Annotated in this window: 12 protein-coding genes; 9 read left to right on the top strand and 3 right to left on the bottom strand. The window is 61.4% G+C overall.

The window, feature by feature from the left end; translation table 11 throughout:
• Positions 1-6 precede the first annotated feature (6 nt).
• The 5 genes from EN786_RS07895 to EN786_RS07875 all read left to right on the top strand — a co-directional run bounded on the left by EN786_RS07895 (position 7) and on the right by EN786_RS07875 (position 3,838).
• Positions 7-282: a hypothetical protein gene (locus EN786_RS07895; RefSeq protein WP_127309261.1), complete on the top strand. Its 276-nt coding sequence runs from the start codon at positions 7-9 to the stop codon at positions 280-282.
• Between the two features lie 150 nt (positions 283-432).
• Positions 433-1,347, top strand: a complete 915-nt coding sequence (locus EN786_RS07890; RefSeq protein WP_127283466.1) for a LysR family transcriptional regulator — start codon at positions 433-435, stop codon at positions 1,345-1,347.
• 192 nt (positions 1,348-1,539) lie between these two features.
• A complete protein-coding gene (locus EN786_RS07885) occupies positions 1,540-2,040 on the top strand; it encodes a cupin (RefSeq protein WP_127283467.1) in 501 nt (166 codons plus the stop codon).
• 89 nt (positions 2,041-2,129) lie between these two features.
• Positions 2,130-3,332, top strand: coding sequence for an MFS transporter (locus EN786_RS07880; protein WP_127309268.1), 1,203 nt, complete (start codon positions 2,130-2,132; stop codon positions 3,330-3,332).
• 41 nt (positions 3,333-3,373) lie between these two features.
• The gene (locus EN786_RS07875; protein WP_127283469.1) at positions 3,374-3,838 is read left to right on the top strand and encodes a DUF302 domain-containing protein; all 465 of its coding nucleotides are present in this window, start codon (positions 3,374-3,376) and stop codon (positions 3,836-3,838) included.
• A gap of 55 nt (positions 3,839-3,893) precedes the next feature.
• Here EN786_RS07875 and EN786_RS07870 read toward each other — a convergent pair whose 3' ends face one another.
• Complete coding sequence (locus tag EN786_RS07870) at positions 3,894-4,856, bottom strand: LysR family transcriptional regulator (protein ID WP_245478159.1); 963 nt, start codon at positions 4,854-4,856, stop codon at positions 3,894-3,896.
• Between the two features lie 219 nt (positions 4,857-5,075).
• Here EN786_RS07870 and EN786_RS07865 point away from each other — a divergent pair, with 219 nt between their 5' ends.
• The 4 genes from EN786_RS07865 (at position 5,076) to EN786_RS07850 (ending at position 9,347) form a co-directional block, all read left to right on the top strand.
• On the top strand, positions 5,076-5,858 hold the full coding sequence (locus EN786_RS07865; RefSeq protein WP_127309262.1) for a 3-hydroxybutyrate dehydrogenase: 783 nt from the start codon (positions 5,076-5,078) through the stop codon (positions 5,856-5,858).
• Positions 5,859-5,880: 22 nt separating this feature from the next.
• On the top strand, positions 5,881-7,032 hold the full coding sequence (locus tag EN786_RS07860; protein ID WP_127309263.1) for a patatin-like phospholipase family protein: 1,152 nt from the start codon (positions 5,881-5,883) through the stop codon (positions 7,030-7,032).
• A 34-nt stretch (positions 7,033-7,066) separates the two neighbouring features.
• Positions 7,067-8,461, top strand: a complete 1,395-nt coding sequence (locus EN786_RS07855; protein ID WP_189524275.1) for an NAD(P)/FAD-dependent oxidoreductase — start codon at positions 7,067-7,069, stop codon at positions 8,459-8,461.
• Between the two features lie 181 nt (positions 8,462-8,642).
• Entirely contained in the window at positions 8,643-9,347 is a 705-nt protein-coding gene (locus tag EN786_RS07850; protein ID WP_127309264.1) for a peroxiredoxin-like family protein, read from the top strand.
• Here EN786_RS07850 and EN786_RS07845 read toward each other — a convergent pair.
• Positions 9,331-10,236 carry a LysR substrate-binding domain-containing protein gene (locus EN786_RS07845; RefSeq protein WP_127309265.1) on the bottom strand — a complete coding sequence of 302 codons (906 nt, stop codon included), beginning with the start codon at positions 10,234-10,236 and terminating at the stop codon, positions 9,331-9,333. The genes EN786_RS07850 and EN786_RS07845 overlap by 17 nt on opposite strands.
• A gap of 138 nt (positions 10,237-10,374) precedes the next feature.
• Positions 10,375-12,147, bottom strand: a complete 1,773-nt coding sequence (locus EN786_RS07840) for an adenylate/guanylate cyclase domain-containing protein (RefSeq protein WP_127309266.1) — start codon at positions 12,145-12,147, stop codon at positions 10,375-10,377.
• Positions 12,148-12,631 lie beyond the last annotated feature (484 nt).

Genomic DNA, 12,631 nt, shown 5'->3' with positions numbered 1-12,631 from the left:
TTGAAAATGAATCCAAAAGCTGTCTGCCTCGGCGCTTTTGCCCTTTCCGTTCTTGGCGGCGTTGCCTTCGCCGGCGCCCTCGACGAGCCTTCCAACATGCAGCCCTTCTTCACCGATTCCGGCATGAAGACGATGAAGTCGAGCGCCGATTTCGAGACGGCGTGGAAGGCCACGCCGAAATCGACGCAGAACGCAATGATGAAGGAATGCAACGACGCCGCCATGAGCAAGCCGCATGCACAGTTCTGCGCCCAACTCTTTGCCCTCGGCCATCACAGCTGACGCTACACGACCAGATGGCGGGCCTTGGCCCGTCATCGTCGCATGACGAAACGCTATCGACTTTATAGCCCCCGCGCATTGGCGTGATCCCGTTCCTTGCGGCAGTCTTCGAGCTGGAAATGCACCTGTGCTGCTCGAGGGACGATACTTATGGACATCCATCACATCCGCTACTTCCTGGCCGTCTGCGAGACCCGAAACTTCACGCGCGCGGGCGAAAGATGCAACGTCACCCAGCCTGCGCTGTCACGTGCGATCCAGCAGCTCGAGGAAGAGGTCGGTGGCCTGCTGTTTCGCCGTGAGCGAAACCTGACCCACCTCACCGATCTGGGTGCTTTGCTGCGGCCGCGGTTTCAGCAGATCCTCGATGAGCTGACCGGAGTGCGGCAGGAGGCCTCGAGATTTTTGTGCCTGGAAAATGCCAACCTCAAGGTTGGCGTCATGTGCACCATAGGCCCGCGCCGCTTCACCGGCCTGCTGGCCGATTTCAACAGGCGCCAGCAAGGCATCCAACTGCAGCTGGTGGAAGGTGTGCCCGCTTCGCTGTCGCAACTGCTCGAATCCGGTGAAATCGACGTTGCCATCATGGCGTCCAGCGACAGTTTTCCAGAACGGTTCGATGCCACGCCGCTCTATCGCGAGCGCTTCGTCCTGGCCTTTCCAAACGGCCATCGGCTGGCCCGCAACGACAATGTCGCCATCTCCGAACTCGACGGCGAAAATTATCTCAGGCGGCTGAACTGCGAGTATCGCGATCATCTCGCCGGTCTGTGCAACGACCGTGGCGTCAAACTCAGGATCTCCTATGCGAGCGAGCGCGAGGACTGGATCCAGAACATGGTTTCCGGGGGGCTTGGCATCTGCTTCATCCCGGAGTTCAGCGCGGTGATCCCAGGCTTGCAGATCCGGCCAGTCATCGATCCCGAGGTCTGGCGGGAAGTCTCTCTGGTGGTCGTGGCGGGGCGCAGGTTCTCGCCAGCGGCCTCTGCCTTCGTCAACAGCGTCAAGGCGCATGGCTGGCCTGAGAGTGCCCTCGCTCAAGCAATCCGTAAGACCGCAGCCTGAAGAAAACTGAAGAAATGGTTGTGGCGCGCCTCAAGTCCTGTCGTGCGCCTTCTTCATGCATCCAGGACAGCCAACGATAGTTTTCAGGTATCGAATTAAGAGCCAGTCAGCATTTCTCTTTCATCGAGGCTCCCGTCACTCTCCTCTCATGCCCCGCTTCCGCGATTGGGCACCGACAAAGGAGAAATCGACATGGCTTCCAAGACTATTGCATTGCAGGTGCCGCTGAAGCTGGCGCTGACACTCGGACTTCTCACCGCCACCGCCGCGTTTTCGGTGGCCCCGGTTTTCGCCGGCGACTGTCCTGCCGGCCAGGCCGCGACGACCGACATCCAGGAACATCCCAGCAAGCCGGTGGGTGTGACCGACACGGTCCTTTCCGCAATCGATCTGAGCAGCAAGGGCGAGGCCTGGAAAGGCAACATGCTGCGCCTTCGCAAGCTCGTCGTTCAGCCCGGCGGCGTCGTGCCTTGGCACGAGCACAATGTCCGCCCGGCCAACATCCTGATCGTCGAGGGTTCGATCACCGAATATCGCAGCACCTGCAAGGTCGGCATCGAACATCCGGCCGGCGACGTAACCGCCGAGTTCGGTCAGCTTGCCCACTGGTGGAAGAACAATGGCAAGGTTCCGGCCGTCCTCTATTCCGCCGACGTCCTGCCGCCCGCGATGCACGAAGACCACATGATGTGAGCCGTTCGTCGCGGCCAAGCTATCCCGACATCAGAAACCAAAAGCCCGTCCTCTGGCGATCGCCCGGGGACGGGGCAACGGAGCCTGTCATGACGACGAGTGAACATACCGAACCAACGCGGCTTCGCTCAGTGGCCGCAGACGGCTGGCGCTTCGGCCTGATCGCCTTGATTGCGTTCCTGACGCTCGTTGATCTGTTTGCCACCCAGGCCATCCTGCCTTCGCTGGTGGTGAAATTCGGCGTCAGCCGCGCCACCATGGGCTTCGCCGTCAACGCCAGCACGTTCGGCATGGCGGTGGCGGGCATCGCCATCGCGCTCTTCGGACGCGGCATTGATCGCCGCAACGGCATCTGGATCAGCCTGGTCATCCTGGCGATACCGACAACGCTGCTTTCGCAGACCGACAGCATCGTCGTTTTTGCCTTGCTGCGCATAGCGCAAGGCCTCTGCATGTCGACCGCCTTTACGTTGACGATGGCTTACCTGGCAGAGCATTTTTCCGCCCGGCAGACGACCAGCGCGCTCGCGGCCTATGTGACCGGCAATGTCGCCAGCAACTTCTTCGGCCGGCTCATGTCGGCTGCCGTGGCCGACACATTCGGCATCTCTTCAAACTTCCTGACTTTCGCCGCCCTCAATCTGTTCGGCGCCGCTCTTGTCTGGTTCACGCTGCAGAAGACCTCGGCCATGATGCGTGGGGACGGGACTGGCGGGACTGCCCGCGGGGACTGGAAAGCACCATTGCAAAACGTCGAGCTGCGCGCCTGTTTCGCGATCGGCTTCCTGATCCTCTTCGTCTTTATCGGCACGTTCACCTACGTGAACTTCCAGCTCGTAGCAGTGCCCCTGTCTTTGACCCCGATGGCCCTCGGCGTGGTCTACTTCGTCTTCCTGCCCTCAATGTTGACTACTCCACTCGCCGGGCGCGTGGCCTCGCGTCTCGGGCCGAGGGCGGGGGTCGGACTGACGCTCGGGCTGGCGATCGCCGGTTTGCTTCTGCTGCTCGCTCCGAGCCTTCCCGTCGTCCTCGCCGGAATGGCGCTGGTTGCTATCGGCACCTTCCTTGCGCAGGCGATAGCGACCGGACATGTCAGCCGGACCGCGTCGCGCGATCGCGCCGCCGCGAGCGGCATCTATCTCGCGTCCTACTACGGCGGCGGCCTCGCCGGCAGCTTCGTCATCGGACAAGTCTACGACCGCATTGGGTGGACCGCCTGCGTGGCCGTGCTTGTCGCCGTTCTCGCCAGCGCGATTGCGATCGCGCGTGTGCTGCAAACACCGAAGGCCTGAGCATCAACCTGAAAAACTGTTATCCAACCAAGGAGACTGACATGATCAACCAACTGAAAACTCTGCTCGCAGGCGCCGCTCTGCTGATCGCCGTTGCCCTCCCGGCAGCCGCATCGGACGGCGTTGTCACCGTAAAGAGCGACTATTCCGTCGCCGAGACCGTCGCCCGCATCAAGAAGGACGTGCTCAAGAAAGGCATCAAGTTCTTCGGCGTCATCGACCAGGCACGGCTTGGCAACAATGCCGGCAACGATGTCAGGCCTTCGCGGCTCGTCATGTTCGGCAATCCGGCCCTCGGCACGACGTTCATCACCTCAAATCCCGAGGCCGGCCTGGACTGGCCGGTGCGCGTGCTGGTCTACCAGACGCCCGACGGGCAAGTTTACGCTGCCTACAGCGACTTCGACTGGATTGCCAAGCGCCACGGCATCACTGACCGGCAGGCGCAGTTCAAGATGGCCACCGAGGTGATCCAGTCCGTGACCTCGACCGTCAAAAAGAACTGAGTGCCGAGATCTAGTGGCTGGGCATGTGCAGCACGCTGGCTGGCGCCGGCGGCCCCTACTCGGCGGCGGACAATGCTTTCACCCGCTCGCCGAACCACTTCTTCTGCGTGGCCTCGCGCACCAGTGCGCCGACCGCGGGCGAATGCCTGCGGCCGCGCACTGTGACGAGATTGACCTCTCGCCAGAATTCCGGTTCGGTGATCGGCAGGGGCACCACGCCAGGATGCTTGGCGGTATGCTCGGGCATGAAGCCGAACCCAAGCCCGGCAGCGATCATCGCCAATGTCCAGTCGTCACGGTCACTCCAGTAAACCGGACTGACGGTGACGCCTTGCTCCGCAAGGATGGCATCCGCGTAGCCCGCGAACTCGCAATTGTTGCGGTGGATGTAGCTTTCGTTGCTCATGTCCTTCACCCGCACAACGCGCTGGTTGGCAAGGCGATGAGCCAGGTGAACGGCCATCACCATCTGCTCTTGGAACAGCGGCAGTGAGTGCACTTCCTCGTCGGGGACGTCTGAAGGCAACGCATAGATGGCGGCCTCGAGTTCACCCTCGAGCAGCCTTCTCCTGAGGCTCACCGCGTCCGCATCGCAAAGATGCAACTCGACGCCGGGGTGGTGCGCGCGAACGCCCGCGATGAGCTCGATGATCTCGTCCGGAGCGATCGTGCTCATGATGCCAACCTTGAGCGGCATCTTCTTCAGGGTCACATATTGTTCGGCAATCTGCTTTGCCTGGCGAGAGTTCTCGAAGACGCCCTCAAGATAGGTCTCGACCATGCGGCCGAGCTCGGTGAGGTGAGTGAAGCGGCGCTCACGGTGGAAGAGCGGCCCGCCGAATTCATCCTCGAGAAGCTTGATTGCGCGCGACAGCGCGGGCTGCGTGACATTGCACTGCTCGGCCGCCCTGGTGAAATTCAGCTCCTTGGCGACGGCCAAGAAGTATCGGACCTGGCTGATCTCCACTGCACGCTTCCCCTCGGGGGCGGTTCCGGATGCCCCGGCGTTGCCGAGCAATATTACTAGTTGCCGTAACGTCAAACAACCCGGCCTGCGGACCTGCACCGCGAGGCGCGCCGGTCAGACTGTCGGCTATCGAATCCATGTCTCAACGGCATTTCCGCGGTTTCAGGCGGCTCGCCATACTGGCCCGCAGATCCAGAGCCGAGCGCTGCAGCTCGGCGCCAAGCAGCCGCCGGCCCATTTGCCTGCGGTTCCAGACACAGGGAAACAACGATGCTCAGTGGCAAGACAGCGCTCATCACCGGTTCGACCAGCGGCATCGGGCAAGGCATAGCCGAAGCCTTCGCCGCCAAGGGCTGCAACATCGTCCTGAATGGTTTTGGCGATGCCGTCGAAATCGAACGCCTGCGGGCGAAGCTCGCCGGCGATCATGGGGTCACCGTCCGCTACGACAATGCCGACATGAGCAAGGGCGTTGCGATCACGGCGATGATGGACAAGGCCATCGATGAATTCGGCGCAGTCGACATACTGGTCAACAACGCCGGCATTCAACATGTCGCGCCGATCGATGACTTCCCGATCGAGAAATGGGAGGCGGTCGTCGCGATCGATCTTATGTCTTCGTTCTATACGATCCGGCGTGCGTTACAGGCGATGAAGGCACGCAAATGGGGTCGCATCATCAACGTGGCCTCAGCACACGCACTCGTCGCATCGCCCTATAAGTCCGCCTATGTCGCAGCCAAGCACGGGGTCGCCGGCTTGACCAAGACCGTCGCGCTGGAAGTCGCCGAACAGGGCATCACCGTCAACGCCGTCTGCCCCGGCTACGTGCTCACGCCGCTGGTTGAGAAGCAGATCCCGGACACGGCGCGAGCCCGCGGCATCACCGAGCAGCAGGTGATCAAGGATGTGTTGCTCGCGGCGCAGCCGACCAAGCAGTTCGTCACCGTCGAGCAGGTTGCCGCGCTCTGTCTGTTCCTGGCGTCGGACGAGGCGGCGTCGATCACCGGTGCCGTGATGCCGATCGAAGGCGGTTGGACCGCTCACTAGACCTGCACGAGGACCGAAGGCCATGAACAAGATCACGCGAAACCTGTCTATCCCGGAAGCAGAACCGGCGGTCAGCCACCAGGGCGAAGTCAGGCGTCAGACAGTCCTTGTCCTTCAAGGCGGTGGCGCTCTCGGTGCCTATCAGGCCGGTGTCTACCAGGCGCTGGTCGAAGGCGGCATCGAACCGGATTGGGTCATAGGCACCTCCATCGGCGCCATCAACGCCGCGCTGATTGCAGGAAACGAGCCCGGCGATCGCCTGCCCAGACTTCAGGAGTTCTGGGACGGCGTCAGCCGGAGCAGTCCGCTCGACGAGTTTTTCCGGATGATGATTCCGAGCAACATCTTCGCCAACATGGGCACGGTGATGCGCGGCATCCCTGGCTTTTTCGAACCGAACCCAAGCGCGATGTTTGGAGTGAACCGCGAGGTCGGTGTCGAGAACGCGTCCTACTACACGACAGATCCGCTCAAAAGGACGCTGAACAATCTGATCGACTTCGACTACCTCAACGGTCGCCACACGCGACTGACGGTCGGCGCGGTCAACGTCAACACCAGCGAGCTCAAATACTTCGACACGCGCGAGATGATCCTGTCGCCGGCGCATATCATGGCGTCGGGCGCTCTACCGCCAGCGTTTCCGGCGGTCTGCATCGACGGCGAGCCTTACTGGGACGGCGGCATCTATTCGAACACGCCGATCGAGGTCGTTCTGGACGAGCGTCCGCGGCGCGACGCGCTGATCTTTGCCGTCAATATGTGGCAGCCCCGCGCCACCGAGCCGAAATCGATCTGGCAGGTCATGGGGCGGCAGAAGGATCTTCAATACGCCAGCCGCGGCAAGAGCCATGTCGCCCGCCAGGAGCAACTGCATCGTTTGCGCCACGTCGTGCGCGAAATGGGAAAGCTCGTGCCCGAGGAGCGTCGCGAGGATCCGATGTTCAAGGAACTCGCGTCTTACGGCTGTCCGTCGGTCATGCATCTCGTCCGGCTGCTTTCGCCGCGCCTCGACGGCGAGGACCACACCAAGGACATCGACTTCACCCGCTCAGGCATCCGCACCCGCTGGCAGGCGGGATACGGACATGGGCAGCGCGTCCTCGCGGACAAGCCCTGGGAGTGCGAGGTCGACATGCTTCAGGGCATCGTGATCCACGAATCCCAAGAGTGATGCGCCGCGCCAAAGAAGGGATGGGAGACCACCGATGCAGATCATCACTCCAGGTAAGCGGCTCATTCCTGAAGCCGTTCTGGCCAACAATGCCGCGCTGTTCCGCACCATCCCGGAGACTCCCTCGCACGCGGACAAGTCACTGCACCGCGTGGTCATTGTCGGCGGCGGCGCCGGCGGCCTGGAACTGGCGACGCGCCTCGGCCGCAAGTTCGGCAACCGGCGGCTTTCGGTCACGCTTGTCGATCGAAACCGCACCCATATCTGGAAACCGCTATTGCATGAGGTGGCGTCCGGCGCCTTGAGCGCGTCGCACGACGCCGTCGAATATATCGCCCATGCCAGCCGACACGGCTATCGGTACCGCATCGGCGAGGTCGTCGGCGTTGACCGTGCAAAGCGCCAGGTCTTTGTTGCGCCCAGCTTCGACGATGACGGCCGGCAGGTCATACCGCCACGCGTTCTTGGCTACGACACGCTGGTAATGGCAGTCGGCAGCGTCAGCAACGATTTCGGCACGCCGGGCGCCGCGCGCCACGCCATTTCGCTCGACACCGCGGAGCAGGCCGCCCGGTTCAACAGGCGCATGATCGATGCATGCCTTCGTGCCAACGCGCAATACGAGCAGCTGTCGCCCGGTCAGCTCCATTGCGTCATCGTCGGCGCTGGCGCAACCGGCGTTGAACTGGCCGCGGAGCTGCACAAGTCGATGCGTGAAATTGCATCGCACAATCTCGACAACATCGACTTCGAAAGGCTGATCCGCATCACCATCGTCGAAGCCGGGTCGAGGATTCTCCCGGCGCTGCCTGAGCAGATGGCGCGCGCGACGGCACGCTTGCTGATCAAACTTGGCGTGCAGATGCGTTGCGGCATCAAGGTCACCGAAGTGACCGAAGACGGTATCCGGCTAGGCGAAAAGCTGTTTGTGCCGGCCGAATTGGTGGTATGGGCGGCCGGCATCAAGGCGCCGGATTTCCTGAGGGATCTCGATGGCCTCGAAACCGACCGCATCAACCGGCTGGTCGTCGACGAAACCCTGCGGGCGGTTGGAGACGAGCATGTATTCGCGATCGGCGACTGTGCGAACTGCATGCTGCCGGGCGAAGACAACGCCTTGCCGCCGCGAGCCCAGACGGCCCATCAGCAGGCAGACCACATGGTGAAGGTGATCGCAACTCGTCTCGCAGGGCGTGCCGCGCCGGCGTATCGCTACCGCGACTATGGTTCCGTGGTCTCGTTGGCCGACTACGGCGCGTTTGGCAGCCTGATCGGAGGGCTGAAGATCGAAGGTCTCGTTGCAAGGCTTGTCTATCGCTCGCTATACAAGATGCATCTCAAGGCGGTGCACGGACTGGCGAAGACCATGCTGGCTGCGATAGGCGAGATCATCGTCAGGCGGGCAAGACCGCGGATCAAGCTTCACTGATGCATGTCGCCCAAAGTGTGCCGGCGGATCGGATCGTCGGGGGATACCTGGTTGGGAGGCGAATGGAACAGGAACCTGGCATGCGACGATGCACGGGGGGCATCGAAACCATGCAGGAAAAACATGGCAATGGCCGAGGGGCTCCGGTGGTAGGCTGTGCAGGACGCGTGAAAGTGCAGACATGACCGCCGACGACCAGGCAATGACATTCGAGCAGTCCGTCCAGGCAGCCATCGAACTTGATGCGCCTCTCAACGAACGGCTGGCTGTGGTTGCCGCGGCGGTTCGCCGTCTGAACTCGGAGTTCGCGGACGCTGTAGAGCGACTGGTGGATCGCCTTGAGAAACAAGGGGCCGGGACCATGGCGCCGGCTCCGGGCGATGCCATGCCCGGTTTCCTGTTGCCTGATGACGATGGCAAGCTCGTCAGCCTGTCGGAAATCCTCGCCAGGGGCCCAGCCGTCATCACCTTCCAGCGTGGGCACTGGTGCCCCTACTGCCGCTTGAACGCCATCGGCATCGTCGAGGTGCAGCGCGAGATCGCTGAGCTTGGTGGACAGGTGGTCGTGATCATGCCCGAGCGGCGCAAATTCGCCAAAGCCATGAAGGCCGCGGTTGGCGCGCAGTTTCCGTTTCTGGTCGACATGGATAACGGCTACGCATTGTCCCTCAACCTTGCGATCTGGGTCGGTGCAGAGATGGAGCGGCTGATGGGCCTGGGGCTCGATCTGCCCAAGTACCAGGGCAACAGCAGCTGGTTTCTGCCGATCCCAGCCACCTTCATCGTCGGGACGAACGGCATCATCGCGGATCGCTTCGTCGATCCGGACTACCGCCGGCGCATGGACGTTGACGAGATGATCGCGGCGCTCAGGCGGGCTCGCTGACGCCGAATGTCGACCAATCTGCTGACCTCAGCAGGTTGAGCAGCGTTGTCGCGACAGGCGAGCGCTGCCTGCCGGCAACCGCATAAACGGAAACGATCCGCGAGACGTCCAGATCGCGAAGCTTGAGCCGCCGGGTGTTCGAGGATCGCGGCGCCGTAAGCGAGACAAAGCCGACCCCGGCATTGGCCTCGAGCAGCGCGAGTAGGTCCTGGTCGGTTTCTACTTCATGCGCGGTTCGAGGCGAGTAGCCTTTTGCGGAAAGGCAGCGCGACAGCTCCTCGCTCGTCTCCCAATCGATCCGGCTGAGCACAGGCTCTGCCGCAAGCTGGGCCAGCGAGACATCGGCCTCATTGCGCCGGGCCAGCGGATGATCGGAATTTACGGCGAGCTCAATCTCCTCCTGAAACAGCGGCCACACGTCCAGGCGATCCCAGGCCTGTCCCAGCGGCCCGGCAATCGCCAGTTCGGCATCACCACTTTTCAGCGCGTCGATGACGGCAGCCGGCGAACCACGGTTGATCTTGAGGTGAACGCCGGGATAGGCCCGGAAAAGCTCCGTAAACGGCGACACCAGCAGCGCGATATTGACGCTGTTCGAGATCGTGACATTGAGCGGCGCGACGTCGCTGCTTTGCACTGCCTTGGCAAGCGATTTGGCGGAAGTGGCGGCATCATAACACTGCTGCAGCAGCGGCAGCATGCGGCGCCCAAGTTCGGTGAGGTGCGAATGCTGGCGCTCGCGCCGAAGCAGCTCTCCGCCCAGTTCCTCTTCAAGCGTCTTGATGGCGCGCGTAAGCGCCGGCTGCGTGACGTTGCACTCTTCGGCCGCTCTGGTGAAATTCAACGTATTGGACAGGGCCAAAAAATAGCGGACCTGCTGCATCTCCATGAACTTTCGCCCCCTCAGCGAAATGGTTTATCAGCGATGGCGCATATTGCGAGACTAACCCAATTGATCTCATTGAGCAAAGTGGCTTGCCGCGAGGCTGAAGAGCGGCGGCGATTGCGGACGTTGATGCAGAGGAGCTTAGCCCTTTTGCCTGGCGTCATTCTCAGCAGAATCTAAATTCGGTCGTTCGCTTCCTTGCGTCTCAACATTGTAGACGCGAACGTGCCCTTCGAGGCCTTTGAACTGGCGCGTGCCGAGGTCAACGATCGGCATGTTACCAGGCAAATGGCGCGCCACGGAATAATCGATAAGGATTTGGCGATCTTCAGCGGACGAACACAGCCTCGACGCCAAGTTCACGACATTGCCAATTGCGGTGTAGTCAGCGCGGGCCTCATAGCCAATCCGACCCACCGTTGCCCACCCCATAGCGAGACCCATGCCGAAGCCGATCTCATAACCACGCTGCCGCCAATCAGATATGAGCTCTTGTGTGGAATCCTGCATGTCGACAGCCATTCTTACGGCATGAAGCGCCGGCTCTTCACATGGAACCGGGGCGTTGACGAGGATCATCAATCCATCCGCCGAAAAACTGGTCAGCGTTGCTTCATACTTGGTGATTATCGCGCCGAGCGCCTCATAGTACTCGCGCAGAACCTGCATGAGGTTCTCAGGCTCAGCGTGCGATGAAAATGCAGTAAAGCCACGCAAGTCGCTAAAAACAGCGACTACTTCTGCGCGCTGTCCAGCGAGCATTCGCTCGTCACCGGCCTTCTCTACGAGTTCCGCAACCTGTGGTGCAAGGAAGCGCTTCAACCGCGTCAGTCGTTCCGCGCGGTCCCGCGATGTGGCAAGTTCCTGCGCCATTTGGTTGAACCGAGCAGCCAACCGTTCAAGTTCGTCTCCAGTGGAGATGGTGAGCCGGTGATCGAACTGTCCGGCACCGATCTTGAGAGCGCCCTCCTCCAACAGGAGAATAGGCCCGCTCATCCGTCTGGCAAGCCAGTATGCGAGCACCGCCGCAAGGACTGTGGCGAGGAACAACAACCCGCCGGTCCGCCACAATGAAGCGTATAGAGGCGCAAAAGCCTCTGCCTGCGACTGCTCGACAATTACCGTCCAGCCGGCCGCGGTAACCGGCGCGCCAGCAATCACAACGCGTTCATTCTCGGCGTTGCGGCTTGCAATCGCAGTGCCGCCTGCGGCAGCGCTCGCATCCCGCAATTCGCGCAGGGCCAGCGCTGCTTTCTCGTCCGCGCCCTCCATCACTTTGCTGATCGCGGGGTGAGCGATGAGGCGGCCGGCCTGGTCGATGACAAATCCCTGGCCGCTGCGGCCCACGCGGATTTCGGAAACGATGAGCCAGATCGGCTTCAGACTGATTTCGGCGATGACCGAGTTGGCGACGGCTAAATTGTCGTAGCTGGCCATCGCCATGGTTAGGGAGGGTTCGGACCCCGGGCGATAAATGACTGGACCGTACCACACCTTCGCCGTCCTGAGGCCCACGACAGCGGGATCGCCTGAGCGATCCGCCCCGCTTTCTGTCCTGTTTTTGCCAATGCGAGAGATGTGCAGCCGCTCCGCGCCAGTACCGTCGACAATACTGATGCTGAGGATTCCCGGGACCTCGTGCATCGCTCGTACGGCAAGAAGCCGAAGCTGTTTCACGCTGGCCATATTCGATCCTTCCGGGGGGATCGTCGAGCCTAGCGGAAGCTGGATGCCGTCAAGAAAGCTCTCAATTTTGTCGGCCGCCGATGTTGCCTCGGACTGCAGCAGGGCACTGAGGATCGCATGCTGGTCGACATAGCTGAACCACGTGTTGCTGATGCCACCGGCAGCGATCGGAAAAATGGCCGCGGCGAACAAGACGAAGAAATACTTCTGAAATAGCGATCGACGCATGATGCGGCTTTGAGATTGGACGAAGGTCTCCCAAGTGATGCGACCCGACCATAGGTCGCGATAGCTCAGCCCCGGAAAGGTAACCTAAATTATTGCGTCTTGGTATGGGCTGAGCCGTTCCCGCTCATGGTCGCGTCTCGTCCCTTCCATGGGTTTGGATACGGATCCGGGAGAGTCGCAATCTCAGCTTGATGGAGTCCGCTTCAGGACAACGACGAACTTTGCCTGTTAGGCCGAAATTGGACGCGAAGCCGTCGTTAGCCCTGGCGAGTATACTGGATGGGTCAGGCCGCCCTTTCGCACGCCGTTGCCGCCGATCACCGCACCCACCGTCGGAGAGCCTTTCGAAATTAATGGCCTTGCGCTACGTCGTAGTTGGTGGGCCAGCAGCGTCATCGTTTTCTGCATAAAATCAATATGTTAGCGGGTGGTTAGCCAACCCTTTTCCTTCGTATTCTCTCGTATGGCCTGGCGAACCGAAGTA

This window comes from Mesorhizobium sp. M4B.F.Ca.ET.143.01.1.1 (assembly GCF_004792275.1).
GTDB classification, from domain to species: Bacteria; Pseudomonadota; Alphaproteobacteria; order Rhizobiales; family Rhizobiaceae; genus Mesorhizobium; species Mesorhizobium abyssinicae.
Note: the sequence above shows the minus strand (reverse complement) of the source record. Positions and strands in the feature narration are given on the sequence as shown.